We start from the raw sequence: 26678 nt of genomic DNA on the forward strand, positions 1-26678 counted from the left end.
TCTGGCTCAAATAGTTAAATCGTCGCTGCGACCTAGGGCGACCTCATTCCGCTCCGGCGCGCCATTCGCGCCAGGCGAGATGGATCTTCGCGCCGATCGTCGTCAGCGGCTGCGGCGGCAGCAAGACCGGCACCGCCAGGCGGCCGTAGATCCGGCCGAGTTCGGAATCGTGCCCCAGCACGCGTTCGGCCGCGGCGATGCCGGCGGCGGTCGAGTTCGATGCGCCGAGCCCGTTGCAGCCGCAGGCGGCGAAAACGCCGCGCTCGATCTCTCCGAAGGCCGGCACGTGGTTATGCGTCAACGCCATCGCGCCGCCCCAGCGATATTGCATGCCGACGCCGGCAAGCTTGGGGAAACGATGAGAAAACTTGCCGTCATGCAGGCGGCCGGCGCTGCGGATATCGGCGTCGCCGATCTCGATGCCGGGATTATAGCTGTAGCGCGAACGGATGAGGATGCGGTCGCCGCCTTCGGTATTGATGCGCCGCACCGTCGTTCCCATCGGCAGCGCCGGGGTGGCCGCCCATTTCCTGTCGCCGCCGAGCCTTGCCGGATCGAACTCCTCCGTCAGGGACGCGTAAGTGAAGACATGGAGGAGGCGCCGACGGAAGAAGCCGAAACTTTCCGCATGGCCGTTATTGGCCATGATGATCTTGCCCGCCTGCACCGAGCCCTTCGGGGTCTTTACGAGCCAGCCGTCGCCGGAGCGCTCGAAGGAGAGAGCCGGCGTCTGCTCGAACAGCCGCACCGGCTCTCTCAGGCAATCGGCCACGCCTCTGATGTAGGCGGCCGGCTGGATGATGACGGTGCCCGGCGAAAACAGGCCCGAGGTGAAGGCCCTCGACCCGGTCACGGCTTCGATTTCCGCGCCTTTGAGCAGGCGATGGGCTTCGCCCATCTTCGAAAGCTGCTGCGAATAGGCCTGGAGATGCTTGTCGCCTTCCGCGCTCATCGCGGTGCTGTAGCGGCCGCAGGGATCGAACAGGTCCTTCCCCCAGCCGTTTTCGGCAGCGAGTTCGCTGGCGAGCGCGATCGCCGAGCGCTGCAGCAGCACGGAGTCGCGGAACTTGCTTTCGGATTCGCCGCTGAAATCGTCCGAGGAGACCTCGTGCGGCAAATCGATGATGAAGCCCGAATTGGCGCCGGCCGGGCCTTCGCCGACAATGCCCGCTTCGAGAACGGCGACCCGCAGCGTCGGGTCGAGCCGGAAGAGGCGGTGGGCCGCCGATAGGCCGGCAAAGCCGCCGCCGATGATCGCGACATCGGCGCCGATCGCTTCGCTCAAGGCCGGGCGCGGCGCACGCGGCGGAAGGGTCGCCACCCATCCCGAGACGCCGGCGCGTTTGGGAAGCCTCGATGCGACGAAGACGGTCTTTGCGGCCTTGTTCACGGTCAGATCGCTTCCCGCTCCATGAGCGCTTCGAGGGAGCGCTTCAGCGCCGGGAGCTTTTCCGGTGCAAGCGCGCGCAGCGGCTTGCGCGGCACGCCGGCGCCGTAGCCGACCATATCGGCAGCGGCATAGACGGACTGCACGTAATCGCCTTCCCAGATCAGGCCCATTGCCGGCTCCAGGATTTTCCAGAGCGCCCGCACCTCATCCCATTTGCGCTGCCCCGCCGCCGCGACGAGGGCGACCGAGGTCTTCGGCGCGAAGTTCGCGCCGCCCCAGATCAGGCCGTCGCATCCGGCATAAAGCGCATAGGGAACGAGAGGATCGGCGCCGTTCATGACGAAACGTCCGGTGCGGATGAGGCCGGCCTGTTTTCCCAAATCGCCGCTGCTGTCCTTGACCGCTGAGAAGCCGGGAATTTCATTGAGCTTGTCGAGAAGCTCCGGCGTGATGGCGACGCCGACCGCCTGGGGCACGTTATATCCGATGACGGGAAGGCCAGCCTTGGCGACCTCGGCGTAGAAATCGAGAATGCCCTCATCGTCGGTCGGCCCTTCGAAGAAGGGCGGCAGCACCATGACGCCATCGGCGCCGGCATCGCGGGCGCGGGCGGTCCGCTCCACGACGTCCTCCACCAGCAGCGCCGAGGTCTGGGCGATCACCTTGGCGCGGCCGTTGACGAGCTTCGCGCCGCGGCGGACCAGTTCTTCGGATTCGGCCTTGGAGAGATAGACATGCATGCCGGTGCCGGAACTGAACAGGAAGCTGCGCACGCCGGCGGCGAGATAGAGTTCGACATTCGCTTCGAGCCGCCCGTAATCGATGCGGCCGGCATCGTCGAACGGGGTGGTGATGGCGAGATTGAGTCCTGGAAAGGGAAAGGCGGTCATCGATGAGATCCCGTTGCGTTAGGCCGAAAGATCGGGCCGGATTGTGTTGAGCTGCGTGTATTCCTGGGCGGCTTACAGGGTCGGCGCCTCCAGCCCCTCGGGGGCCGCGTACATGGCGATGTTGCGCCGTGACAATTCGATGTGGAGCCGCGCCAGCTCGCCCGAAGCTTCGGCGTCGCGCCGCTCGATGGCCTCGATCATCTCGTCGTGCTGATCGCAGGCGAGTTCGAGCTCTTCCTGCATGCGCGGTGTGTTCGGATGCTGGTAGAAGATCTTGCCGATGCGGGCATGGTCGATCTGCAGGCGGCGCAGGCTCGGGACGACGTAGACATTATGCGCCATCTCGCCGATCTGGCGATGGAACTGGTCGTTCTGGAAGACCCGGCTTTCGACGTCGCAATCGTCCACCGCCTTGCGAAAGGCGCGCTGGATTTCCTTCAGAACCGAAAGCTCGGCCTTCGTCCGGTTCTCGGCCGCGAGCTTGTTGGCGGTGATGTAGATCATCGGCGCAAGCAGGAAGAAATCGCGCAGCGACTGGTAGCTCATGGCGCTGACCCGGGCGGCGCGGTTCGTTTCGAGCTCTATATAGCCCTCGCCTGCCATCTGCCTCATCAGCTCGCGCACCGGCGGGCGGGAGAGCCCGAATTCTTCGCTCAACGCCACTTCATCGAGGACCGAGCCTGGCGGCAGCTCCATCGTCAGGATGCGTCTGCGCAGCGCAAGTTCCAGACTTGCCTTGCGATCGGGACTAGCGATTTCGGACATCATGCCGCCTCCAAAGTCCATAATTCTTTTAGTAGACATTAGATAGACAGAAGCAAAACGTCAAGTTCTCACTGCTGTATCCACGAGTGAAAGAGATGCCCCCCGCCCACGCTGACGAAAGCCCTCACGTCAAAGTGCGGCTGCGAATGGAAACAAAGCGGTTCGCGCAGTGTTAGGGGTAGACCCGCGCAGGAATATTTCCGTGTCGGGTTTGCATCCGCGACGGGAGCAAGACAATGGACACAGAAACGCAGTGGGCACTTCTCCTCGGTGCGCTGACGTTGGCGGGCTGGATAGCCGGCGGCCTGGTGGCCGTCTTCGGCAGTGTGGAGATCGGCCGCCACCGGCAAAAGGCGGCGGAATATCTGACCTTCGGGTTGAGCGCCGCCGCCTTCGTCTCGGCAGTCGCCATGGTCGCATTCCTGGTGGTCCGCTGAGCCGCGATCGTCAGCCCTGGCGTCTCGCGGCGATCTGCTCGGACGGCGCGGCCTGGTGCTGGCGGCGAAAGACCGAGATCTGATTGCGTCCCGCTTCCTTGGCGCGATAGAGCGCCATGTCGGCTTCGTGCTGCAGATTGGCGAGCGAAATGCCGGTGTCGCGCGCCGATTTCAGGGCGACGCCCACGCTCAGCGTCACCGAAGGGCCGACCCCGGAAGACGGGTTGGGCAGGGCGGCGGCTTCCACGCTCTCGCGGATGCGGGTGGCAACCGCCACCGCCTCTTCTTCGTCGACATCGGGAAGCACGATCAGGAATTCCTCGCCGCCATGGCGCGAGACGAGGTCGCGATCGGCGCGCACGCAGCTCTGGATGATGCCGGCGACCTTGACGAGGCAGCGGTCGCCTTCGCCATGGCCGAGCTTGTCGTTCAGCGCCTTGAAGTGATCGATGTCGCACATCAGCATGGCCGCGACGACGCCGGTGTCGCGGCCGCTCAGCCAGAGGCCTTCGAGGGTCTCCATCATCCAGCGCCGGTTGGCGATGCCCGTCAGCGGGTCGGTTCTGGCGAGCCGCTCCAGCCGCGCGTTCGCATCGGCCAGTTCCGCGTTGCGGCGCTGATCCCGGCAGTCCAGCAGAAATGTCTTCTGCGCCAGGATGTTCATCGTTCGCCGGGCGACCACGGTGGCGATGATGCCGCAGGAAAAGAACAGCGTCCCGGCAACGACGCTGCCCGCTTCCATGAGCGGGTTGTACCACTGCAGGATAAAATAGAGGCAGAGGGCGTAACAGGCGATCGCGATCGTCCAGGCCAGCGGCACGCTGAAGATGGTGATCGCGCTCGTGGCGACGAACAGCATGATGGTCAGATGCCGCTCGTAGAATTCGCCGCCGGCAAAGACGCCGACGAGCGCGACCGACAGAAGAATGAGGCACATGCCGCCGAGAAGCGATGCGCGCTGAACCGCGGCGGCGCGCGGCTTGCGCCAGATCAGGGCCGTGGCAATCGCCGCCGGCGGCAGAAGGCAGGCGGGAGCGACCATCGCCAGCGCGACGTCGCTGGGAAGCAGGAGAGCGTTCAAGGCCAGCGTCAGCACATCGACGAAGGCCACCCATGTCATCCAGGAGCGGATGACTTTCGACCTCTGGCGCCATGACCGTTCGTCAAACCGGCTGAGGAGATCCCCCGTCAGGCGGATATCGCGGGTCCGGCCCGACAACAGGCGCTCGACTTCGTTCGCCATCGCGGCAGTCAGCGGCCGCGGCGAAAAGGACCCGGCTGCAGAACCTTCGGAGGAAGTGTTCTTGGCATCGTTCATCCCCCCATTATCTAGCCGCGATCGAAAGCGTGGCAAGGCTGACGCGTAAACGTCCGGATACGTACGTTGATATTTTGTAAACAAGATTCCGCGCGTGATCCGTGCGGGTTCGTCCCGATCATGCTACCAACCTTCTTGCGAGAGGGGGAAGGATGAGACTCAAGCTTGTTGCAGTTGCGGTCGCGGCGCTGGCGCCTGTCGTCACGATGCTCGCCTATAACGAGATAGCGCTGCGCCACGAGCGCAATCAGGAAGTGCGCGCTTCCGCGGCGCAGGCGGCAAGACAGGCATCCTCGGAGGTCGAGCGGATCGTGGAAGGCCTGCACGCCCTTCTCGTTTCGGTTTCCGCCATGCCCTCCGTCCGCAACCTCGATGTCGGCGCCTGCAACGCGGCCCTGAAATCGGTCGCCGAAAGCATTGCGAACATCCGCACCATCTTCGTCGTCGGGCTCGACGGCCGGCCGATCTGCGGCAGCATGCCCTTTCCCGAGGGCGTGGTATTTTCCGATCGCGACTATTTCCAGGAAGCGCTGAAGACCAAGAATTTCGTCGTCGGCAGCTATGCGGTGAGCCGTCTTTCCGACAAGCCGGTGCTGCCGCTCGCCATGCCTTTGATGGAGGGCGACACCGCCAAGGCGCTCATCGTCAGCGGCATCCGGCTGGACTGGCTGCAGAACCGCATCACCGAGCGCGGCGTGGCGCCCGGCAATGCGGTGACGATCGCCGACGGCAAGGGAATCATCGTTGCGCGCGTCCCGCTTCCCGAACAGTTCGTCGGCACCGCCATCCCTGAGGAATATCAGCGCCTCGTCCACGCCGAGCAGCCGGATGTGATCGAGATCATGAGCCAGGACGGGACCGAGCGCATTCTCGGCTATCGCCCGATAGCCCTGCCTTCCAGCCCTCTCTATGTCAGCGCCGGCTTTTCGAAGCCGGAGGCTTTCGCGCCGATCGACCGGGCGACGCTGACGAATACGCTCGCCATCATCGGCGGCGCGCTGTTTTCGTTTGCCGCCGCCATCATCATCGGCAACCGCTTCATCCTCGTGCCGATCTCGCGGATCGCCGAGGTGATGGAGAAGTGGCGCAGCGGCGAGACGACGGCGCGAACCGGGATGACGGGGTCGGACGAGCTCGATGTCGTCGGCGCGACCTTCGACCGGCTGCTCGACGAGCTGGATGAGCGAAGGCACCAGAACGAGGAGGCGGAGGAGGAGCGCATCCTTCTCGTCCGCGAGCTGGCCCACCGGGTCAAGAACGGTTTCACCCTGGTTCAGGCGATCGCCCGCCAGACCTTCTCGCGCTCGGATCCGGAAAGATACAATTCCTTCGCAGAAAGGCTTGCGGCGCTCGCCGGGACCTATGACCTCATCCTCTCGCGCGAGGGTTCGGCCTCGCCCGTCCGAGAAATCGTCTCCGCCGCCTTGCGGGCGCATGTCGCCTCGGAGGCGGAGCGCATCCGCCTCGACGGGCCGGAAGTGGTTCTGCCCGCGGATATCGCCTTGCCGCTTTCCCTGGTGATCCACGAACTCGCGACCAATGCGACGAAATACGGAAGCCTCGGAAGCGAGGATGGAACGGTCGCCATCGAATGGAAATACCAGGACGGGCGCGTGCTTCTGCTGTGGACGGAATCCGGCGGGCCGCCGGTATCGGCGCCGACGAAAAGGGGGTTCGGCTCCGTGCTCATAGAGCGCGCCTTTCCGGCGAAGGCGCAGGCGCGGTCGCGCTCCGACTTCAGGCCGGAAGGTCTTGTCTTCGAAGTTATATTCTCGGCGGCGGAACCTGCAGCGAAAGGGGAAGTTGAAAGTTCAGATAGGGATATGATGCATTCGAGCAAAACATGAAAACCAAGGTAGTCGTGGTAGAGGACGAACCCCTGCTGCTGATGATGGCGGTCGAAATCGTCGAGGAAGCCGGCTTCGAGGCGCTCGAAGCGCGCGATGCCGACGAGGCGCTTCTCCTCCTCGAAACGGTCCCCGGCATCCGGATCCTGTTGACCGATATCGACATGCCGGGAAGCATGGACGGGCTGAAGCTGGCGAGGGCCGTGCGCGACCGCTGGCCGCCCGTGGAAATCATCGTCGTCTCCGGCATGAAGCAGCCCGACGCCGATGAATTGCCGGAGCGCGGCATCTTCTTCGCGAAACCCTACGATGTCGGAAAGCTCTCCGACGCGCTCGTCCGGATGGCTGCCTAGCAAATGCGGATGGCATGCATCCTTTTGGAATCTGGCGCGTTTTGCCTCCTCCAACAGCAAGGAGACGATCATGTCCAAACGTGAGCTCATAGATACCGGCACCGACAAGCGCTACGTGCGCCGCGACGATCAGGGCCGTTTCAAGGAATCGGACGATGTCGGCCGTTCGTTGTCCGCGGACAAACGGCGCAAGGCCAAGAGCGACGCGAAGCCCGGCGAAGGCGACCGCGGCGATCATGCCCCGAGAAAGCACTGAAACCAGCCGGAGCAGGCGTTACCGGACGCCGCTCCGGAATTCGGACCTTATGGGCGCTGCAAGTCGATGCGGCTGGTCACGACCGACCGGCCCGAAAGCAGATCCTTATCGACCGTCTGCAGCCGAAGTTTGTTCTGACCGACTTTCTCGATCATCAGCGTTGCCTTCCGGTCGCCATTGACCACGCGCGCCCAGGTGACATCCAGGTTCAGCCTGTCGCCCCGCCTGCTGCCGATGAGCCTGGACGGCTGGCCCGACGGGCCGATGTAATTGCCGGAATAGCGCTGGCCCGAGGCCTTGACGTTGGCCGAGAACGTCCTGACGAAAACCGCAAGCCCGCGGCACTTGCCGTTCATCGAAACTGCGGACTGGCTGGCGTCCGATTTCAAGGTGCAGGAGACGTTGAAGTTCGTGCCGCCGATCTTGGTGAGGACCATTCCGGTCCCGCTCCAATCGCCGGCCAGAGACTTCAGAAACCCTGCATCCTGCCCGTGGGCGGGCAGAGAGCAAAGCGAAAGCAAAGTGGCGATCAGCATGGCACGCATGACATCCCCCTTGGTTGCGTGCGGTAAAAACAGATTGGCATGGCAGATTGTTCCCTGCTTTACCTGTCCCGCGGCCGCGAGGCGGCATCGACCCTCCGGAGTTTGAAGAAGTAGCGCCTGATGTCCCCTCGCACGCACATCATGCCGGCGAGTTCATCCTCGCATATTCTGCGAAAATAATCGACGATCGGCTGCCTGTCGTAGATCATTGCGGCGGTGGCTGCATCTTCCAGGGTCTGGAGCTTCAGCGATGCGGTCGTGCCTCGCGCGCGGCAGGCCTTCTGCAGATAGGAGAACCCGCTGCGGGCGATGGCCGTCCGGCCGAAGGGCGCCGCCCTGATCGCAAGCCCGATCGGAAAGAAGCCGGGCTCGATCGCCACCAGCCGGCCCGGCCGCCATTGAAAGAGCAGCGCGTCGGCGCGCATATCCGCGTGGAAACGCTTGCCGAACCAGCCGAGATTCTCCAGCACGCCGTCAAGCGGGTGACCCGAAGGGATGCCGGCGCCTTTCCAAAGGCCAAGCATCTCGGCCGGCTGGACCGGCTCCAGCGACCGGAACCAGGCTATCTTCTCATCCTGCAGCGCCGCGCTTTTCATCGAGCATCCCTCGCCCTACCATCAGCTCATAGGTAGTCTGCCTTTGCAGGCCCACAAGCCGCCGGCTGTTTTCATCGCTTGGCGCTCGGCAACTCCTTGGGGGAGGTGTTCATTTCAACCGCATGAGCACGGATGACGTTCCAATCACCGAGGACGATGAAGCGCCTGTCGAGACGGTCTCCTTCCCCTTCGACAGGATGACCGTCCAGCGCTTCCGCGAGACCTTTCCCCGCGCACGTTGGAACGACGCGCTTGGCGCATGGACGGTTCCCGGCAAGACGGCGCGGCGGCGCATCGACCGCTGGCTGGCGCACGAAGCCGCACGCACTGATCTGTTCGCCACAGAGAAGGGACGGGACGCCTATGCCTTCGAGCCGATCCTCAGCCCCTATCTCGACGTCATCAAGACGGGCTTCCGCATCCGGACACCCTTCTCGCGAACCGTGGTCGATGAGCTGCGCCAGGTGCCCTTCGCCCGATGGAACGGCGAACTGCGCGTCTGGGAGGTTCCCTTCGCCTCCTATGACGAGCTCCAGCATCGCTGGGACGCGATCGAGGCCGCGGCGCAGCGGGCCGAGCCGGAAGAGCGCCGCAAACGCGCCGAAGCGCGTAAAGGCACAGAGGAAGAGGCGAAGGCCAAGAGCCGCTCGGCCGAGCGCAAACGCCGCCGCGTTCCGGTGCCGGCTGACGATCTTCCGCCGCTCGAACGCCCCGTGGCGACGAGCGCTTACGGGATCGTCGTCATCACAGACGTGACCGGCGAAATCGTCGAGCCCGATCCGGTCGGAGAGTTCTATCCCGGTCTCGGCCACGATCATGTCTGGGCCAATTGGCGGCTGCCGACTCTGGAGGAACTCATCCACACCTGGCCGGCCAAGACCGTGGCCGGCGAGCATGACAGCAAGCGCGGCTGGTGGCAGCCTGATATTGAAGAACTCCGGGAGGCGAGGCGGACGGCGCGGTCGCGGGAGCGAAGAAGAACCCGCTGACGCGACCTGCCGGCCGCCGCCGGCTCACCGGGACTTCTTGTAGAGCTTCTCGGCGATCTCGAACATCTCCTCGGGAGCGTAATCCGGTGTGAAGGCAGAGGGCACGCCGACGAGCTGGTGGATCTTGCCGCCTTCCGGCATGCCTTCGACGACTTCGAGCTCGCCCGGCGGATCGTCGGGAAGCGCCACCTCGTCATTGCTCCAGATGCCGGCGATCTCCTTGTAATCGTTGGGGCTCCAGGTGTAGAGGCGGCGATGCGATCCCTCGTCGAGATATTTCTGCGCCTCCGGAATATTGGCGAGCGGAATGTTGGGGCAGGGGAGGAACTTCTCGATCTCGACGCCGGTGATCTTCTTCAGGGCAAGCGCGTAAGCATGCGCGTGCACGGAACCTCGGACGAGCAGATAGCCGCAGACTTCACGCCCAGTCGGGTCTGTGACGGTCTCGTAGACCCTGAGCTTGTGGAGCCTCGCCCCGCATTCCAGATGGAAATTGTGCAGGAGATCGAAGACGATGTTGCCGGTGGTGGTGATGAAGTCGTTGTTCCACGAGGCGCCGTTGCTGTTGACCGGCATCGCGCCGCCGCCGCCCGACAGGAAGCTTGCGGCAAGCCGGATATCCGCCATGTCCGCGAACGGCGCGTCGGAAATGTCACCGCCATCACCTGCATCGCCATCCGGTTTGTCAGGGCCGTTGGCGAGCATGGCGACGCCGTTGCTGACCAGCTCGACATGGCCGAGCTCTTCCGCCGTGATGCTGGCAACCAGGCTATAGAACGGCCGGAGCTTCGACTTGGAGCGGAAATTGAAGCTCTGGAACATGTAGTTGCCGAGCGTCGACATCTCGCCGTATTTGCCGCCCAGCAGTTCCTGGAGGGCTGCGGCCGCGTTCGGGTCGGCCGCCTTCGGCGCCGGCAATTCCGCCTGCAATTGATCCACGCGCATGAACATCGGGAAGCTCCTTTGGTTGGAAAACGTCCAAACCTCGCTCGGCTTCGACGGTTCCCGTGGCTCCCGCGTATTCTTGGTCTACGATTTCGCCTATTGCGGCGGCTTCACCGACAACAGCGTTTCCAGCGACACCGGCCGTAACCCTTGAGCATCGACACCGACATCATATTGCCGGGGCAAAGGCTTCAGGCGGCCGTGGGAATGGCCGTGCAGGTTGAGCGATTTCTTGCCCATCTTGTTCCAGGTTCGGAACGGGTAGTGACAGAGGACGAGCAGCTGATCGTCGAGCGTCATCTCGTGGTAGTGCTGGACGCTCGTCCAGCCCGTCGCTTCCGTCGTCGTCTGCGGATCGTTGTTGCCGATGATGAGGTGCTTTCGCCCGTTCAGCATGGAAAGAAGCTGGTCGCAGTCGCCGCCGCGGGAGGACATGAAGTCGCCGAGATGCCAGATATCGTCCTCAGGCCCGACCACTTCGTTCCAATAGCGTATCAGGGTGACGTCGTGGGAGGCCATGTCGGGAAATGGGCGCCGGTCGATCCTGAGGATGCGCGGATCTGCGAAGTGGGTGTCGCTGGTGAAATAGATCATCCGACAGAGATGGGGCGCTTGGCGCGGTTGAAAACCCGCCCCTTGCTAATGGCCGGGCCTCGGAATCGACTGCTTGACGTCGTCAAGCGACGGGCCGCGGACGATGCGGTAGCGCGCTTCGACCAGATTGTAGATGCCGAAGGCCGCCAGTCCGGCCGCGACGGCGATGTAGAGGATGGAGCCGAAAGGAAGCCGCCTCACCCAATCCAGCGCATCGGCCATGCTGCCGGCCTGCTGCGGATCGACGCGAAAACCGGCATAGGCGAAGAAGATGCCCATGATCGCGAACACGACGCCACGCGCGACGAGCCCATATATGCAGATCAGGGTCACGACGCCGCTGCGGTCGGAGAGCTTGAGGTAGCGCTCGAACTTCTTGGTGAGGCCCTTGGCCGCGGTTACGACCCCGCCGATGATGAAGCCGAGGCCGACCGCGATCGCCAGGTAAGCGCCGAAGGGCTGCGACATGATCCACTCGGCCAATCCCTTCTCGCCCGAGCCTTCGCCCCCGCCGCCGCTGAAGAGAGCGTGCCCGAGCGCATATCCGGCCAATCCGAGATAGGTGACGGCGCTGCTGAAAAGGACCGTGCGGATGGCGATCGCCTTGGCGTCGCTGCCATGGCCGTCGCTGTCGGCCAAGGATTGCGCCAGGCGCCAGGCGACGAAACCGAGAAGGCCAAGGCCGATCAGCCCCACCCAGGCGCGGCCGAAAGGCTGTCCCAGAAGCGTCGACAGCGCCGATTTCGTTTCCGGCCGGCCGCCGGCGATGCCGGAAAAGAGCGCGAGACCCGCAATCAGCAGGAAGACGACGCCGCGCGCGACATAACCGCTCTTGGCAAGCAGCTCGAAACGAAATCCCTTTGGCATGATATTCTCCGCGCATCGCCGTGATCGTCATCACTAACGCGCCACCGCGCCGAAAGTTTTCGAAGATCGGCCCGCCGCGAGGAGCTTTCCGCCCCGCCTCAAAAAAAATTTTTGAAACCCTCTTGAACCGAAAAATCTCAAAAACCAGATCATTCGTGTCGGCAGCCCAATGGGGGCCGACCATAGGAGACGCGAGTTTCCGACGCGTCTCCAGTCATCTCGCTTTAAGGAGGATTTGGCTATGAGAAACGACTTCGACTTCGCACCGCTCTATCGGTCCAGCATCGGCTTCGACCGTGTCTTCAATCTCCTCAACAACGCGCAGCGCCTCCAGGCCATCGACGCCTGGCCGCCCTACGACATCGTCAAGATCGGCGAGGATGAATACCGCATCACCATGGCGGTCGCCGGTTATGCCGATGCCGATCTCGACCTCACGCAGGAGCGCAACGTGCTCGTCGTGAAAGGTCACAAGGCCGAGGAGAAGCAAGGCGAATATCTGCATCGCGGCATCGCCGGCCGCGCTTTCGAGCGCCGCTTCGAGCTTGCCGACCATGTTCGCGTCGAGAACGCTTCGCTGACGAACGGTCTGCTCTCCGTCGCGCTGAAACGGGAAGTTCCGGAAGCGATGAAGCCGCGCAAGATCGCCATTGGAGACGGCTCCTTTCAACAGGCGCCCCTTCAGATCGAAGCCGAGCGTCAGGTGGCTTAAAGAGGTTTTGGGCATGAAGTCCAGGATCCGCAAGCCCTTCCTGGTCGAAATCAGGAAACGTCGCGGCAAGCCGGCGATTGGCAGCCACAGAGGTCCCATCGCCAAGCTGCTCGAGAAGCTGAGCACCGCTACCCCGGCGCCGGCTGCACGCAGCTGAGGCGGCGCAAGTCAGAAATGAAGGAGGGCCGGCCAGCGTCGGCCCTCCTGTGCTTGGAATAAGAACGTCATCCCCGACCCAGGAGTTGCCGATGCCGGTTCGTAGCGCCGGGCTTCTCGTCTACCGGCTTTTCGAGACGAGGCTGGAGGTGCTGCTCGTGCATCCCGGCGGCCCGTTCTGGGCAAGGAAGGACGAAGGCGCCTGGTCGATCCCGAAAGGGCTGGTGGAACCGGGCGAAGACGAGCTGTCAGCGGCGATCCGCGAGACGCGGGAGGAGCTTGGTTTCGATATACCGGGAGACTACGCCCCGCTTGGCGAATACCGCCAGCCTGGCGGAAAAGTGGTGGTCGTCTGGTCCGTGCAGGTGGATCCGGCATTTGATGTCGATAAGATCACAAGCTCGGAATTCCAGATGGAATGGCCTCCGAAATCGGGGCGTCTTCAAAATTTTCCCGAGGTCGATCGAGCCGGGTGGTTTTCCGTTGCCGAGGCCGAGACCAAAATCCTGAAAGGCCAGGCGGCCATGCTTGCGGATCTCGTCGAGCAGAGATCTAGTCGACCCCGGTGATCACTGGATGGAAGGCGATGATCTTTTCGGAAGGCAAATTTCCGTCGCCGCGGCTTGCGGAAAGCAGAAGTGCGGCGGCGGCTTCGCCCATCTGGCGACGCGGCGAGATCGAAGTGGCGATCCTGACCGGCAGGGCGCGGGCGACCTCCAGCCCGTTGAAGCCGGCGATCAGGATTTCCCGGGGGCAGGAAACGCCAAGTTCGAGGCAGGCGAAGGCGCCGCCGGTCGCCATGTCGTCGCTGGAATAATAGATGCAATCGAGATCGCGGGTCGCCGCCAGCAGGGAGAGCGTCAGCTGCTTGCCGTGCGCGATGGAGGAATAGGCCGAATCGATCCGCTCATGCGCGAAGGAAAGACCGCTTTCGCGCAGCACCTTTTCGAAGCCGGCCTTGCGTTTGCCGGCGCGCAAGTCCCTGTCGAGCGCGCTGCCGATATAGCCGAATCGCCGCCTTCCGGCAGAAAGCAGCGCCGCCGCCATCTCCTGTCCCGCCTTGCCATGCGAAAGCCCGACGTTGAAATCGACGGGTGTGCCGTCGAGATCCATCAGCTGGATGACGGGGATATCGGCATGCTGCAGCATCCGCACGGTTTCCGCCGGCTGGTCGAGGCCGGTGACGACGATCGCGGCAGGCCGCCAGGAGAGCATATCGCGGATGATCTCGCGCTCCTTGGCCATGTCGTAGTCGGAAATTCCAAAGACCGCCTGCATGCCGGAGCCCTGCAACCCTGCGGAAATGCCCTCCAACATCTCGGGAAAGACGATGTTCGACATGCTGGGGACGACGACGGCGACGAGGTTCGTCCGTTGCGACGACAGCGAGAGCGCCAGCCGGTTGCCGACATAGCTCAGCCGCTCCGCCTCCTGCAGCACTTTTTCGCGGGTTTCCTTGGAGACGTCGGCTGCGCCGCGGAGCGCGCGCGATACCGTCATCTTGCTGACGCCGGCCGCGGCGGCAATCTCTTCCAGTGTGGATTTGCGCATCGCGGTTGATCCTGTCGTCGCACAGCCGCACGAGCGGCACGGTAAATTCATAGGCCTTTTTTCCGGAAAAGGAAAACACCCGGCACTTGACATAACTGATAAAAATGGGGCTTGTTACCGATACCGGTATCGATAACACCGCCGGAACAACTTGTGTGGCATCCGGGAGAAACGCCGTGCAGGACATGAGGAAAGCAGCAGTCATTGGTCTCGGCTCGATGGGCTGGGGCGCGGCCCTCTCGCTTTTGAGGGCGGGCTTCACCGTCGGCGGATGCGACGTCCGTCACGACGTGCTGCAACGATTTTCCGAAGCGGGCGGCAAAGCCTGCGACACGCCGGCAGCGGCGGCCGAGGGCGCTGCAACCGTCTTCGTCTATGTCGTCAACAGCGCCCAGGTCGAGCACGTGCTGTTCGGCCCGCATGGCGCGCTGGAGACGGCCGCCGCCGGCACCGTCTTCCTGCTCTGCACCACCATGGCGCCGAGCGCCACGATCGCCATTTCCGAGCGCCTGGAGGCGGCCGGCATGCAGGTCGTCGACGCGCCGGTTTCCGGCGGCCACGTCAAGGCGCTCTCCGGCGAGATCACCGTCATGGCCTCCGGCTCGAACGCGGCTTTCGCGCGCGCCGGCGCAGCACTCGACGCCGTATCGGCCAAGGTCTTCCGGCTCGGCGACCGGCCAGGCCCCGGCTCCCAGGTCAAGATGATCAACCAGCTTCTGGCCGGCGTCCACATCGCCGCCACGGCGGAAGCCATGACGCTCGCGGCCAAGACAGGCATCGACCTCAAGACGCTCTACGATGTTCTGCGCGTTTCGGCCGGCTCGTCCTGGATGTTCGAAAACCGCGGCGAGCATATCGTCGAGGGCGATTACACGCCCCGCTCCGCCGTCGACATCTTCGTCAAGGATCTCGGCATCGTCCGCTCGGAGGCCGAGCGGACCGGGGGCGTGACGCCGCTTGCGGCAACGGCTCTCGCCCTCTTCAAAGAGGCATCCGAGGCAGGCCTCGGGCGCGAGGACGATGCGGCGGTCGCAAAGATCCTGGCGAAAAAATGCGGCGCCACATTGCCCGGCATGGAAGGCTAGCCCCTGATGAAAATCCTGCCCGGCCGGAAGCCTGCCGACGAAGGAGACTGCGTGCATCCTGCCGACGCGATCTTCCGCCCTATATGCGCACACGCAAGGGTGATGCGACGAGCGGCGCGAACTTGACTGACGACACCGGCCGACGGGAGGAAGAGCCGATATGCATGTGATGATTTTGGGCGCGGCGGGCATGGTCGGCCGCAAGCTGGTCGAGAAGATCGCGCGCGAGCCGCTGGCTTTCGGCCGGCCCGTCACCCGCCTGACGCTGGCGGATGCCTTTGAGCCGCCGGTGCCGGAAACGCTGCGGCCCGTGTCGACGGCGCTGACGGTCGATCTTGCCGGCGCCGGCGCGGCCGACAGGTTGATCGAAGGGCGGCCGGACCTGATCTTCCATCTCGCCGCCATCGTCTCGGGAGAGGCGGAAGCGGATTTCGACAAAGGTTACGCCGTCAATCTCGACGGCACGCGCGCGCTGTTCGATGCGATCCGCCAGGCCGGCCTGACGAGCGCCTATGTGCCGCGCCTCGTCTTCGCCTCGTCGATCGCCGTCTTCGGAACGCCGTTCCCGGAGGTTATTCCGGACGAATTCTTCGCCACGCCGCTGACGAGCTACGGCACCCAGAAGGCGATCGCCGAACTGCTGCTCGCCGACTATTCCCGCCGCGGCATTTTCGACGGCATCGGCATCCGGCTGCCGACCATCTGCGTGCGTCCGGGCACGCCCAACAAGGCGGCCTCCGGTTTCTTTTCCAACATCCTGCGCGAGCCGCTGGTCGGCAAGGAAGCCATCCTGCCGGTCAGCGACAGTGTGCGGCACTGGTTCGCGAGCCCGCGCGCAGCCGTCGGCTTCTTCGTCCATGCCGCGACGATCGATACGGCAAGGATCGGCGCACGGCGCAACCTCACCATGCCTGGCCTTTCCGCGCTGGTCTCCGAAGAGATCGAAGCCCTGCGCCGCGTGGCCGGCGACAAGGCGGTCGCGCTCATCAAACGCGTGCCCGATCCCGTAATCGAACGCATCGTCGCCGGCTGGCCGACGCAGTTCGATGCGGAGAGAGCGTCTTCGCTCGGCTTCAAGGCGGAGACGAGCTTCGACGAGATCCTGAAAGTTCATATCGAGGATGAACTCGGCGGGAGGATCGCATGAGTTCGGCGGCCAGCGGAGAATCGAAGATCGCGCTTGTGACCGGCGGCGGCACCGGCGTCGGCCGCGCCATGTCGAGAGCGCTCGGCAGAGCCGGCTACAAGGTCGTCATTTCGGGGCGGCGGGCCGAGGTGCTTGAAAAGGCGGCGAGCGAGCTTGGCGAAGAGACGGGCGCGGAGTTCTTCGCGGTTCCTGCCGATGTCGGCAATCCGGACTCCGTTCGCGCGCTCTTCGATGCGATTGCGGAAAAATACGGACGGCTCGATCTCCTGGTCAACAATGCCGGCGTCACCGTGCCTGGTGTGGCGCTGGAAGAGGTTTCCTTCGAGCAGTGGAACGCCATCGTCGCCGCCAATCTCACCGGCGCCTTTCTCTGCACCCAGCAGGCCTTCCGGCTGATGAAGAGCCAGAGCCCGCGCGGCGGGCGCATCATCAACAACGGCTCGGTCTCCGCCACGACGCCGCGTCCGAATTCCGCGCCTTACACGGCGACGAAGCACGCCATCACGGGGCTGACCAAATCCACCGCTCTCGACGGGCGCGAATTCGACATCGCCTGCGGCCAGATCGATATCGGCAATGCCGCAAGCGACATGACGACGAGGATCGCGGCCGGGGTGCTGCAGGCAAACGGCAGCATCGCCGCGGAAGCGACGATCGACCCGGCCCATATTGCCGATGCGGTCGTCTACATGGCGGGCCTGCCGCTCGGCGCCAACGTGCTGACCATGACCGTCATGGCGACGAAAATGCCCTTCGTCGGGCGAGGGTGAGACGGCGGGCTGCAGCCTGACGAAAACGACATAGATACAGTGCTTGCGTAATGCTCATGATCTGGGAGGAGGGAGTATGGCAAACGTTCAATTCGCGGATGTCCGGAAATCATTCGGCGCGCATCCCGTCATCAAGGGGGTGGACATCGATATCGCCGATGGGGAATTCGTCATCCTCGTCGGCCCCTCGGGCTGCGGCAAATCCACGCTTCTGAGGATGCTGGCCGGGCTCGAGAACATTTCCGGCGGCGAGATCAAGATCGGCGGGCGCGTCGTCAACACGCTGCCGCCGAAGGACCGCGACATTGCCATGGTGTTCCAGAATTATGCGCTCTATCCGCATATGACGGTGGAGCAGAACATGGGCTTTTCGCTCATGCTCAACAAGGCACCGAAAGCGGAAGCCGAAAAGCGGGTGAAATATGCCGCGGGCATCCTCGGCCTCGACAAGCTGCTCGACCGCTATCCGCGCCAGCTTTCCGGCGGCCAGCGCCAGCGCGTCGCCATGGGCCGCGCCATCGTGCGCAATCCCGAGGTCTTCCTGTTCGACGAGCCGCTTTCCAACCTCGATGCGAAACTGCGCGTCGCCATGCGCGCCGAGATCAAGGAACTGCATCAGCGACTGAAGACGACGACGGTCTACGTCACCCATGACCAGATCGAGGCAATGACGATGGCCGACAAGATCGTCGTCATGCATGACGGCATCGTCGAGCAGATCGGTTCGCCGCTCGAACTCTACGACCGCCCCGCCAATCTCTTCGTCGGCGGCTTCATCGGCTCGCCGGCGATGAACATGATCCATGGCAGGCTCGATCCCGAAAATGCCACGCAATTCGTCGCGGCCAACGGCACGCGGCTGCCGGTCGCCAATCCGCCGGCAAGTGCTGTGGGCCGCGACCTCGTCTACGGGCTGCGGCCCGAATATATCTCGCTCGATCCGAACGGCCTGCCGGCCGAAATCGTGGTGATCGAGCCGACCGGCTATGAGACGCATCTGACCGTCCGCCTCGGCGGCAGCGAGGTCAGCTGCGTCTTCCGCGAGCGTGTCGATGCCCGCCCGGGCGAGGCCATCCGCGTGGCGATCGACGCCAAGCATGTTCATCTCTTCGATGCCGAGGGCGGCAGGAGATTGACCGACTGATGCCATCCGGCGGCCGCACGGAAGAGGAGGAGTCTTCCCGACCGCCGGAGCGCAAGCGTTCCCCGGAGCCTGCTCTCCCGGAAATGCCAGGCCGCCGTTCACCAGCGGGAGGTGGACGCCGGAGAATTGCTCCCGCTGTTTCAATGAGGAGGAATCTCATGACGATCAAGAGACGTGAATTTCTTGCCGCATCGGCAGCCGTTGCCGGTGTCGCCGGCCTTGGCATCAAGCCATCCTTTGCGCAGGCCGAACCGACCTACACGCCGGAAAGCGGCGCAAGCCTCAGGCTGCTGCGTTGGACGCCGTTCGTGAAGGGCGATGAGGATGCGTGGATCGCCAATACCAAGAAATTCACCGAAGCCACAGGCGTGGAAGTGCGCATCGACAAGGAGAGCTGGGAGGACATCCGTCCGAAGGCCGCCGTTGCCGCCAATGTCGGCTCCGGCCCCGATCTCATCATGTGCTGGTTCGACGACGCGCATCAATATCCCGACAAGCTGGTCGATCTCACCGAACTCGGCAATTATCTCGGCAACAAGTATGAGGGCTGGTACGATGGCGTGAAGGGCTATGCCACCCGCGGCGACACCTTCATCGCCATGCCGCTGACGGCGATCGGCAATGCCGTCGTCTATCGCGACAGCCATGTGAAGGCCGCCGGCTTCAACGAATTCCCGAACGATACCGCTGGATTCCTCGAGCTTTGCAAGGCGATGAAGGCAAAGGGCACGCCCGCCGGCTTCCCGCACGGCAAGGCGGTCGGCGACGGCAACAATTACGCCCATTGGCTGCTCTGGAGCCATGGCGGCAAGATGGTCGACGAAAGCGGCACGGTGACGATCAACAGCCCGGAGACGCTGGCGTCGATCAACTATGCCAAGGAGCTCTACGCGACCTTCATTCCGGGCACCGAAAGCTGGCAGGACGTCAACAACAACCGCGCCTTCCTGGCCGGCCAGGTATCGCTGATCGCCAACGGCGTCTCGGTCTATTACACGGCGAAGAACGATCCGAAGCTCGCCGAGATCGCCAAGGACATGCGCACGACGAACTTCCCGATCGGACCGGTCGGCAAGAGCGTCGAGCTCTTCCAGACGAGCTCACTGCTGCTCTTCAAGCACAGCAAATATCCGGAAGCGGCCAAGGCCTACATCAAGTTCATGATGGAGGCGGACCAGATGAATGCCTGGATCCAGGGCTCCAGCGCCTATTGCTGCCAGCCGCTCAAGGCCTTCGCCAAGAACCCGATCTGGACTGCCGATCCTGTTCACGCGCCCTATGCGCGCGCCTCGGAAAAGCTGCGCCCGAACGGTTATGCCGGCCCGCTCGGCTACGCCTCGGCGGCAACCATGGCCGACTATGTGCTGGTCGACATGTACGCCGCCGCCGTCACCGGCCAGAAGTCGCCGGAAGACGCGATGAAGGAAGCCGAACGCCGGGCGAACCGCTACTATCGCGTCTGATCCGGAGCCGAGGCTTGCGGCATGCCTGATATCCGGCATGCCGCATCGTCCTCAAGGACTGAATGCAATCTGGAGACCAGCAATGTCGACCTTGAAATCCGGGGATACGCGCGGCCCCTCGCTCCTGCAGAACAACAATGTGCTCGGCTTTCTCTTCATGCTGCCGGCGGCCGTGTTTCTCGTCTGCTTCCTGACTTATCCCCTCGGGCTCGGGGTCTGGCTTGGCTTTACCGATACGCGGATCGGCCGGGACGGCATCTTCATCGGCTTGGAGAACTATCAGTTCCTGGCCGATGACGCGGTTTTCTGGCTGTCGGTCTTCAACACCATCCTCTACACGCTGGTCGCCTCGGTGCTGAAATTCGCGCTCGGCCTCTGGCTGGCGCTGCTTCTGAACCAGCACCTTCCGTTCAAATCCTTCTTCCGGGCGATCGTGCTTTTGCCCTGGGTGGTACCAACAGTGCTTTCGGCGCTGGCCTTCTGGTGGATTTACGATTCCCAGTTCTCGATCGTTTCCTGGTCGCTGATGAAGCTCGGCCTGATCGACGCGCCGATCAACTTCCTCGGCGACCCCACAAATGCGCGCATATCGGTCATCGTCGCCAATGTCTGGCGCGGCATTCCCTTCGTGGCGATCTCGCTGCTCGCCGGCCTGCAGACCATCCCGGCCTCGCTGCAGGAAGCGGCCTCGCTCGACGGTGCGACCAGCTGGCAGCGCTTCCGCTATGTGACGCTGCCGATGCTGACGCCGATCATCGCCGTCGTCATGACCTTCTCGGTGCTCTTCACCTTCACGGATTTCCAGCTGATCTACGTGCTGACCAAGGGCGGGCCGGTCAACGCCACCCATCTGATGGCCACGCTCTCGTTCCAGCGCGGCATTCCGGGCGGGCAGCTCGGCGAGGGGGCGGCCATCGCCGTCGCCATGGTGCCCTTCCTGCTCGGCGCCATCATGTTCAGCTTCTTCGGTCTGCAGCGCCGCAAATGGCAGCAGGGCGGCCAGGATTAAGGAGAAACGAATGTCGACCAATCTCAAAACGGCCGATGAGGTCCTGACCGACAATGCCGAGGGCATGAGCTATCTGAACCGCCTGCCGCGGCGCGTGGTGATGCTCTATTTGCCGATGGCGGTCTTCGTCTTCGTGCTGCTCTTTCCCTTCTACTGGATGGCGATCACCGCGGTGAAGCCGAACGAGCAGCTGACGGACTACAACAATTACAGCCCGTTCTGGGTGGTCGGGCCGACGTTCGACCACATCAAATACCTCTTCCTGGAAACCTCCTATCCGGGCTGGCTGTGGAATACGATGCTGGTGGCCGTCGGCTCGACAGCGCTGTCGCTGGTCGCCTCGGTGTTCGGCGCCTATGCGATCGAGCGCGTGCGCTTCACCGGCTCGCGGCAGATCGGCCTCGTCATCTTCCTCGCCTATCTCATTCCGCCGTCGATCCTCTTCATCCCGCTCGCCTTCATCGTCTTCAAGCTCGGGATCTACGATTCGCGCCTGGCGCTGATCTTCACCTATCCGACCTTCCTCATTCCCTTCTGCACCTGGCTGCTGATGGGCTATTTCCGCTCGATCCCGTTCGAGCTGGAGGAGAGCGCGCTGGTGGACGGCGCCAACCGCTGGCAGATCCTCGTCAAGATCATCCTGCCGCTTGCGGTACCGGGCCTGATCTCGGCCGGCATCTTCGCCTTCACGCTCTCCTGGAACGAATTCATCTACGCGCTGACCTTCATCCAGTCCTCGGAGAACAAGACCATCCCGGTCGGCGTGCTGACCGAGCTGGTGCGCGGCGACGTATTCGAATGGGGATCGCTGATGGCGGGCGCGCTGTTCGGCTCGCTGCCTGTGGTCATCCTCTATTCCTTCTTCGTCGACTATTACGTGTCGTCGATGACGGGCGCGGTGAAGGAGTAGCTGTAACCGTTTCCGCGGCCGGGTGATGTGGTTTTCATCCCCGCCGCGAAATGCTGATCAGTTCGGCTCTATCGGACGAACTGCTTCACGAAATCGGCGCCGAGGCCGACCTTCTGATAATGGGCGGCGCACATGTCGATCTTGGTGAAGACATCTTCGAAGCCGGTGTGCTCGCCGTTTTCGTCGACATAGTACATGCAGCCCGAAATGTTGAAGAAGGTGATCATCTCCTCGACATCGTCAGGCACGGTCAGCGTATGGGTCTCGCCGGGCGGCTCGAAGACGTAGGATCCTTCGGTAGCGGTCCAGTCATGTTCGAGGTAGCGCCAGCGGCCCTTGATGACATAGCCGTGGACAGGTCCGGGGTGGCGGTGACGGCTGAGGATACCGGCGCGCCGCACCCGCAGGAGATTGCACCAGCCGCCCTGCAGCGTGTTCAGCATCAGCGGGCGGAACCAGACATCGGGCGCCTGCGGAACCCAGATCCGTTCATCTTCGGGAACCGCCGCGACGACGATCTCGGGCGGCGACATCGGGTGGACAGATTGATAGGCCATGGAACCTCTCTCTTTTCAGGCTGCGGCATAGCCGCCATCGACCGGCAGGATGGCGCCGGTCATGAAGCCGGCCGCTTCGGAGCACAGGAAGACGATCGGGCCGGCGACGTCCTCCGGTCTTCCCCAGCGGCGCATCGGCGTGCGCTGCAGGATGGGCTCGGCGCGGCTTGCGTCTTCGTAGAGGGGACGGGTCAGCTCGGTGGCGATCCAGCCGGGCGCCACCGCATTGACCCTGATATTGTCCGCCGCCCAGGCAACGGCCAGCGATTTGGTGAGCTGCGCGATGCCGCCCTTGCTGGCGGTGTAGCCAGGCACGGCAGGTCCGCCGAAGAAGGACAGCATGGAGGCGGTATTGACGATCGCGCCACCCTCTCGCGCCAGCAGCGGCTTGGCCGCGACGCAGACCCGCATGGTGCCGGAGAGATTGACGTCGATCACCTCGGAGAAGGTGGCGGGATCGAATTCCGCGCCGCCACGCCGGATGAGGCCGGCGCAGTTGACGACCGCATCGAGCCTGTCGAAGGAACCGACCAGCCTGTCGACGGCGGCCTGGTCGCGCACGTCGAGCACGGCGCCGGCAAGACCTTCCCGCTTCGGCATGGCCTCGATTTCGGCGGCGTCGATCCCCGTCGCCGTCACCCGATAGCCGGCGTCACAAAGCGCCAGAGCTGCCGCTAGCCCGATGCCGCGTCCGCCGCCCGTCACCAGTGCGTGTTTCATCCGTCAGCCTCTCCGCTCAGGAACGCCAGAACCTTTTCTCTCACGGGAATGGGCGCCACGGCGCCATAACCCTTCGTGGAAAGCGCGGCGGCCGCATTGGCATATCGTGCGGCCTCGACCGGGCTCGCATCGCGCGCCAGCATCGAAAGAAACGCCCCATCGAACGTATCGCCGGCACCGGTGGCGTCAACCGTCTGCACTTTCCGGCCTGGGATGCGGATGCGTTCGCTTGGCGTCGCGACGAGCGCGCCATCGGCGCCCATCTTTAGCACGACGAGCGGCGTGCCGAGTTGCAGGTAAAAATCCACGATGGCATCCGGGTCGTCAAGGCCGGTCAGCGCGGTCGCATCCTCCAGACTCGGGAGAATGACGTCGCAAAGCGGAATGGTCGCATGCACGATCGCGCGGGCGCGGTCGAGCGGCCAAAGCTTCAGGCGCAGATTGGTGTCGTAGGAGACTTTGACGCCGGCCTTGGAGGCTGCCGCGATCGCCGCAAAGACGGTATCGGTCGCGGTCGCGCTGATCGCCTGGCTGATGCCGGAGACATGCAGGTATCCGGCCGAGCCGATATAATCGAGCGGCAACGCCTCGGGCGCCATCCGGCTTGCCGCCGAGCCTGCCCTCAAATAGCTGAAGACATGCCCTTTCGGGCCGTGCGTGACGAAATAGACGCCGGTATGAGCCGAGGGATCGCGGACAATCCGGCTTGCATCGACATTCTCCCGCGTCCACAGCTCCATGAAGGCGTCGCCGAAAGCATCTGCGCCCAGGGCCGTCAGGTAGCCGACGCGGGCGCCTTGCCGGGCTGCGGCGATGGCGGCGTTGGAGGTGTCGCCGCCGTGCCCGAGCCTATAGTCGGCGCCGTTTTCCTGACCCTTGGCCTGGTTGAATTCGATCAGCGGTTCGCCGAGTGCAACGATATCGAGTTTCATGTCCTCAGATCCGCCCGTATTTCGCCAGCCCTTCCCGCAGCGATCCCGCCTCGATGATCAGCTTGGCCTGCTCGAGCTCCCGGTCGTCGATTTCCGTGGACATCAACAGCACGGCTTCGGCATGCTCGCGCGGCACGACGACGACGCCGTCGACATCGGCGACGATGATATCTCCCGCATGGACGATGACGCCGCCGATCATCACCGGCTCGTTGGCGGAATAGGTGCGGAACCTGCCGAGCGTCGTTCCCGGCGAAACCGAGCGGGAGAAGACCGGGAAATCGTAGTCGCGGCGGATTTCGGTGATATCCCGCACGCCGCCGTCGAGCACGGCGCCCTCATGCTTGTTGGCAACGGCGCCGGCGGTCATCAGCCCGCCCCAGACGGCGACGTTCTTCTCACCGCTGATGGCGATGCAGATGACGCTGCCGGGGGCGCTCTGGTCGATCGCGTCGAGCGCATGCTGCGGCGGCAGGAATTCGTCGGTCGGTCCTTCGAGGATCGTCACGGCCGGGCCGACGATCTTCCTGTCGTTGATGCGCGGCTTGACCGTCTCGTCCATGAAGCCGGTCTTGCCGGCAATCTTGTCCACCGCGTCGGCGACGGATGCCGTCGCCACTCTGCGGAAGCCGGCGATCAGTTCGTCCAAGGTCATGCTTATTCTCCTGTTCGGTTCTATGGATTGAGCGCGGGCGCGTCGTCCCAGCGGTTGACCCAGTTGAGGGGCTTTTCGTCGTTGAAGATGCGGGCGATTTCCTCGCTCGCCTTGCGGCGGAGGTCGCGCACGGATTCCTCGGAATACCAGCCGGTATGGTCGCTCACGACCACGTTCTGGAGGCTGAGAAGCGGGGTGTCGGGCGGCGGCGGCTCCTCCTCGAAGACATCGAGGCCGGCGCCGAATATCCGCTGCTCGGCGAGCGCCTGATGAAGTGCTGCCGTATCGACGAGGCCGCCGCGCGACGTGTTGATGAGGATAGCGTTCGGCTTCATCAGCGCGAGGCGCTCCCGGCGGATGATGTGGTGGGTATCGGCGGTCAGCGGCGCGTGGAGCGAGATGACGTCCGCATCGGTGCAGAGCGTTTCCAGGCTGCTGAGTTCGATGCCGTCAGGTGCCGCCTTCAGAAAGGGATCGAAGACGAGCGTCCTGCCATAGCCAAGCGCGCGCGCCTTGCGATGAAAGGCGCTGGCGATGCGGCCATAGCCGATGAGCCCGAGCGTGCCGCCGCGAAGCCTGTACATGGGTTCCGTCCGGGCGACGTTCCACACGCCCCTGCGCACCGCCCGGTCCCGCGATACGACCCGGCGGGCGACTGCGAAGAGCAGGGCAAGCGCGTGGTCGCTGACTTCCTCGACCCCGTAATCCGGCACGTTGGCGACATAGATGCCGCGCGCGGCGGCCGTCGCGCGGTCGATATTGTCGACGCCGACGCCATAGCGGACGATCGCCCGGCATGCCGGCATCGCCGCGATCGCCTCGGCATCGACGGGGCTTTCGCGCACAAGCACGGCATCGGCCCCGATCACGGCGCGCCGCACCTCTGCGGCGCGCCCATGGCACGGTCTCTCGACAACGCGCGCATCGAAGGATGCAAGCACGGCCTCTTCGATTTCGGTTCCGCCATAACCCTCGTCGAGAATGACGACGAGGGGCTGCTGCCGATGCTGCGATGTCATGGACGTGTTCACGCTCTCACCTTCACTGGCTCTTGGCTGCTTCTTCTTCGGCCTTGACGAGCTTATCCACCCACTCGGCGCCGACAGCCTGTTCGAGATGCGCGCGCACCGCGGGCTGGGCGAGCTTGCGGAACGCATCGATTTCGGCAGCCGTCGGGACATAGACTTCCAAGCCGACGCCGGAGAGGGTCTTTTCGGCCGCGAGATCCTGGGCGCGGGTCATGTCGCGATGGATGGTGCGGGCCTCGACCACACAGCTGTCGACCGCCTTCTTCTCGACATCGGTCAGGCCCTGATAGAAGACGTCGCTGATCAGATAGGCGTGCAGGCTGTAGACGTGCCCGTCGAGCGTTGCGTATTTCTGGCTCTGGTAGAGGCTCGCCGCCATGATGTTGGTGGTGCCGTTCTCCTGGCCGTCCACCGCGCCCTGCGACAGCGCTGCTGGCAGTTCACCCCAGTCGATCGCCGAGGGGCTGGCGCCGAGGCTCTCGATGAGCTTGATGAAGACCGGCGCCGGCTGGACGCGCATCTTCAGGCCCTTGAGATCGTCGGGCGACTTGATCGGGTGCTTGGAATTGGTGAAGTGGCGGATGCCGTTATCGGCATAGGCGAGCAGCCGGATACCGGTCGCCTTCAGCATGCCATCGGCGAATTCCTGGCCGAACGGGCCGTCGAGCACCTTGTAGGCGGTCTCGTGATCCGGGAAGAGATAGGGAAGGGCGAAGATGTCGAAAGTCGGATAGACGCTCGATATGCCGCCGTCGTGGACGACCGCCATCTCGATCGAGCCGAGCTTGAGCCCTTCGAGCGCCGCTGTGGCGTTTCCGAGCTGGCCGGCCGGGAAGATCTGCACGTCGATCGAACCGGACGTCGCCTTTTCCACGCAGGCTTCGAAGGCGAGCGCCGCCTTGTGCTTGGGCTGGTCCTCGCGGCCCGGCTGGAAGTGCTCGTATTTCAGCACTTTGGGCGCGGCCATCGCCGTCGTCGCACTCAGCGCGACGGCTGCCGCCGCAAGCCATGAAGTCAGATTTCGAACCATTTTCATTCCTCCTCAAT

General features: G+C 63.9%; 31 protein-coding genes. 15 read left to right on the top strand and 16 right to left on the bottom strand.

What is annotated here, in order from left to right; translation table 11 throughout:
- Positions 1–43: 43 nt before the first annotated feature.
- The 3 genes from CO670_RS21120 to CO670_RS21130 form a co-directional block, all read right to left on the bottom strand.
- Positions 44–1390, bottom strand: coding sequence for an FAD-binding oxidoreductase (locus tag CO670_RS21120; RefSeq protein WP_097592047.1), 1347 nt, complete (start codon positions 1388–1390; stop codon positions 44–46).
- Between the two features lie 2 nt (positions 1391–1392).
- Positions 1393–2280, bottom strand: coding sequence for a dihydrodipicolinate synthase family protein (locus tag CO670_RS21125; RefSeq protein ID WP_097592048.1), 888 nt, complete (start codon positions 2278–2280; stop codon positions 1393–1395).
- Between the two features lie 72 nt (positions 2281–2352).
- Positions 2353–3048, bottom strand: a complete 696-nt coding sequence (locus CO670_RS21130) for a GntR family transcriptional regulator (protein ID WP_097592049.1) — start codon at positions 3046–3048, stop codon at positions 2353–2355.
- 233 nt (positions 3049–3281) lie between these two features.
- On the opposite strand from CO670_RS21130, the gene CO670_RS21135 reads away from it, so the two are divergent.
- Positions 3282–3482: a hypothetical protein gene (locus tag CO670_RS21135; protein ID WP_097592050.1), complete on the top strand. Its 201-nt coding sequence runs from the start codon at positions 3282–3284 to the stop codon at positions 3480–3482.
- A 10-nt stretch (positions 3483–3492) separates the two neighbouring features.
- Here CO670_RS21135 and CO670_RS21140 read toward each other — a convergent pair whose 3' ends face one another.
- Positions 3493–4800: a GGDEF domain-containing protein gene (locus CO670_RS21140; RefSeq protein WP_097592051.1), complete on the bottom strand. Its 1308-nt coding sequence runs from the start codon at positions 4798–4800 to the stop codon at positions 3493–3495.
- Positions 4801–4952: 152 nt separating this feature from the next.
- Between CO670_RS21140 and CO670_RS21145 the strand changes: the two genes are divergently transcribed.
- The 3 genes from CO670_RS21145 to CO670_RS21155 all read left to right on the top strand — a co-directional run bounded on the left by CO670_RS21145 (position 4953) and on the right by CO670_RS21155 (position 7256).
- Positions 4953–6647 (top strand): HWE histidine kinase domain-containing protein, encoded by a 1695-nt coding sequence (locus CO670_RS21145; RefSeq protein ID WP_097592052.1) that lies wholly within the window; start codon positions 4953–4955, stop codon positions 6645–6647.
- Positions 6644–7000 (top strand): response regulator, encoded by a 357-nt coding sequence (locus tag CO670_RS21150; RefSeq protein WP_097592053.1) that lies wholly within the window; start codon positions 6644–6646, stop codon positions 6998–7000. The genes CO670_RS21145 and CO670_RS21150 overlap by 4 nt, the downstream gene beginning before the upstream one ends.
- A 70-nt stretch (positions 7001–7070) precedes the next feature.
- Positions 7071–7256, top strand: coding sequence for a hypothetical protein (locus tag CO670_RS21155; protein ID WP_097592054.1), 186 nt, complete (start codon positions 7071–7073; stop codon positions 7254–7256).
- A 47-nt stretch (positions 7257–7303) separates the two neighbouring features.
- On the opposite strand, the gene CO670_RS21160 is transcribed toward CO670_RS21155, so the two are convergent.
- Together CO670_RS21160 and CO670_RS21165 are read right to left on the bottom strand one after the other, a co-directional pair.
- Positions 7304–7801 carry a hypothetical protein gene (locus CO670_RS21160; RefSeq protein ID WP_097592055.1) on the bottom strand — a complete coding sequence of 166 codons (498 nt, stop codon included), beginning with the start codon at positions 7799–7801 and terminating at the stop codon, positions 7304–7306.
- Between the two features lie 59 nt (positions 7802–7860).
- Positions 7861–8397, bottom strand: a complete 537-nt coding sequence (locus tag CO670_RS21165) for a GXWXG domain-containing protein (protein WP_097592056.1) — start codon at positions 8395–8397, stop codon at positions 7861–7863.
- A 122-nt stretch (positions 8398–8519) separates the two neighbouring features.
- Between CO670_RS21165 and CO670_RS21170 the strand changes: the two genes are divergently transcribed.
- Positions 8520–9386 (top strand): hypothetical protein, encoded by an 867-nt coding sequence (locus CO670_RS21170; protein WP_097592057.1) that lies wholly within the window; start codon positions 8520–8522, stop codon positions 9384–9386.
- 24 nt (positions 9387–9410) lie between these two features.
- Here the strand turns inward: CO670_RS21170 and CO670_RS21175 are convergent, their stop codons facing one another.
- From CO670_RS21175 to CO670_RS21185, 3 genes are all read right to left on the bottom strand, one after another.
- Complete coding sequence (locus tag CO670_RS21175) at positions 9411–10337, bottom strand: manganese catalase family protein (protein WP_088675893.1); 927 nt, start codon at positions 10335–10337, stop codon at positions 9411–9413.
- A gap of 90 nt (positions 10338–10427) precedes the next feature.
- On the bottom strand, positions 10428–10925 hold the full coding sequence (locus CO670_RS21180; RefSeq protein ID WP_097592058.1) for a metallophosphoesterase family protein: 498 nt from the start codon (positions 10923–10925) through the stop codon (positions 10428–10430).
- 45 nt (positions 10926–10970) lie between these two features.
- Entirely contained in the window at positions 10971–11792 is an 822-nt protein-coding gene (locus CO670_RS21185) for a DUF1206 domain-containing protein (protein WP_097592059.1), read from the bottom strand.
- 241 nt (positions 11793–12033) lie between these two features.
- Between CO670_RS21185 and CO670_RS21190 the strand changes: the two genes are divergently transcribed.
- From CO670_RS21190 to CO670_RS21195, 3 genes are all read left to right on the top strand, one after another.
- Positions 12034–12504, top strand: a complete 471-nt coding sequence (locus tag CO670_RS21190) for an Hsp20 family protein (protein WP_097592060.1) — start codon at positions 12034–12036, stop codon at positions 12502–12504.
- 13 nt (positions 12505–12517) lie between these two features.
- Positions 12518–12661: a hypothetical protein gene (locus CO670_RS33045; protein WP_176538994.1), complete on the top strand. Its 144-nt coding sequence runs from the start codon at positions 12518–12520 to the stop codon at positions 12659–12661.
- Positions 12662–12752: 91 nt separating this feature from the next.
- Complete coding sequence (locus CO670_RS21195) at positions 12753–13229, top strand: NUDIX domain-containing protein (RefSeq protein ID WP_097592061.1); 477 nt, start codon at positions 12753–12755, stop codon at positions 13227–13229.
- Here CO670_RS21195 and CO670_RS21200 read toward each other — a convergent pair.
- Positions 13213–14211 carry a LacI family DNA-binding transcriptional regulator gene (locus CO670_RS21200; RefSeq protein WP_097592062.1) on the bottom strand — a complete coding sequence of 333 codons (999 nt, stop codon included), beginning with the start codon at positions 14209–14211 and terminating at the stop codon, positions 13213–13215. The genes CO670_RS21195 and CO670_RS21200 overlap by 17 nt on opposite strands.
- A 185-nt stretch (positions 14212–14396) precedes the next feature.
- On the opposite strand from CO670_RS21200, the gene ltnD reads away from it, so the two are divergent.
- The 7 genes from ltnD (at position 14397) to CO670_RS21235 (ending at position 21739) form a co-directional block, all read left to right on the top strand.
- On the top strand, positions 14397–15296 hold the full coding sequence (gene ltnD, locus CO670_RS21205) for an L-threonate dehydrogenase (RefSeq protein ID WP_245425929.1): 900 nt from the start codon (positions 14397–14399) through the stop codon (positions 15294–15296).
- Positions 15297–15456: 160 nt separating this feature from the next.
- The gene (gene denD, locus CO670_RS21210; protein WP_097592064.1) at positions 15457–16443 is read left to right on the top strand and encodes a D-erythronate dehydrogenase; all 987 of its coding nucleotides are present in this window, start codon (positions 15457–15459) and stop codon (positions 16441–16443) included.
- Positions 16440–17213 carry an SDR family oxidoreductase gene (locus tag CO670_RS21215; RefSeq protein WP_097592065.1) on the top strand — a complete coding sequence of 258 codons (774 nt, stop codon included), beginning with the start codon at positions 16440–16442 and terminating at the stop codon, positions 17211–17213. Before denD ends, CO670_RS21215 begins: the two co-directional genes overlap by 4 nt.
- 76 nt (positions 17214–17289) lie before the next feature.
- Positions 17290–18357 carry a sn-glycerol-3-phosphate ABC transporter ATP-binding protein UgpC gene (gene ugpC, locus CO670_RS21220; protein ID WP_097592066.1) on the top strand — a complete coding sequence of 356 codons (1068 nt, stop codon included), beginning with the start codon at positions 17290–17292 and terminating at the stop codon, positions 18355–18357.
- Between the two features lie 158 nt (positions 18358–18515).
- Positions 18516–19820 carry an ABC transporter substrate-binding protein gene (locus CO670_RS21225; protein WP_097592067.1) on the top strand — a complete coding sequence of 435 codons (1305 nt, stop codon included), beginning with the start codon at positions 18516–18518 and terminating at the stop codon, positions 19818–19820.
- An 82-nt stretch (positions 19821–19902) separates the two neighbouring features.
- A complete protein-coding gene (locus tag CO670_RS21230; protein WP_097592068.1) occupies positions 19903–20829 on the top strand; it encodes a sugar ABC transporter permease in 927 nt (308 codons plus the stop codon).
- Between the two features lie 10 nt (positions 20830–20839).
- Positions 20840–21739 carry a carbohydrate ABC transporter permease gene (locus CO670_RS21235; RefSeq protein WP_077989855.1) on the top strand — a complete coding sequence of 300 codons (900 nt, stop codon included), beginning with the start codon at positions 20840–20842 and terminating at the stop codon, positions 21737–21739.
- Between the two features lie 68 nt (positions 21740–21807).
- Here the strand turns inward: CO670_RS21235 and CO670_RS21240 are convergent, their stop codons facing one another.
- Genes CO670_RS21240 through CO670_RS21265 form a run of 6 tightly spaced genes read right to left on the bottom strand, consistent with a single transcriptional unit; the run spans position 21808 to position 26661 of the window.
- Positions 21808–22296 carry a 2,4'-dihydroxyacetophenone dioxygenase family protein gene (locus CO670_RS21240; RefSeq protein WP_097592069.1) on the bottom strand — a complete coding sequence of 163 codons (489 nt, stop codon included), beginning with the start codon at positions 22294–22296 and terminating at the stop codon, positions 21808–21810.
- A gap of 15 nt (positions 22297–22311) precedes the next feature.
- Positions 22312–23016 carry an SDR family oxidoreductase gene (locus CO670_RS21245; RefSeq protein ID WP_097592070.1) on the bottom strand — a complete coding sequence of 235 codons (705 nt, stop codon included), beginning with the start codon at positions 23014–23016 and terminating at the stop codon, positions 22312–22314.
- On the bottom strand, positions 23013–23948 hold the full coding sequence (locus CO670_RS21250) for a sugar kinase (RefSeq protein WP_097592071.1): 936 nt from the start codon (positions 23946–23948) through the stop codon (positions 23013–23015). The genes CO670_RS21245 and CO670_RS21250 overlap by 4 nt, the downstream gene beginning before the upstream one ends.
- Before the next feature lie 4 nt (positions 23949–23952).
- Positions 23953–24603, bottom strand: a complete 651-nt coding sequence (locus CO670_RS21255) for an RraA family protein (protein WP_097592072.1) — start codon at positions 24601–24603, stop codon at positions 23953–23955.
- 20 nt (positions 24604–24623) lie between these two features.
- Positions 24624–25622: a C-terminal binding protein gene (locus tag CO670_RS21260; RefSeq protein WP_097592073.1), complete on the bottom strand. Its 999-nt coding sequence runs from the start codon at positions 25620–25622 to the stop codon at positions 24624–24626.
- 22 nt (positions 25623–25644) lie between these two features.
- The gene (locus CO670_RS21265; protein ID WP_210202690.1) at positions 25645–26661 is read right to left on the bottom strand and encodes a DctP family TRAP transporter solute-binding subunit; all 1017 of its coding nucleotides are present in this window, start codon (positions 26659–26661) and stop codon (positions 25645–25647) included.
- Positions 26662–26678: the final 17 nt, after the last annotated feature.

The sequence above is a fragment of the Rhizobium sp. J15 genome (assembly GCF_002531825.1).
Lineage (GTDB): Bacteria > Pseudomonadota > Alphaproteobacteria > Rhizobiales > Rhizobiaceae > Rhizobium.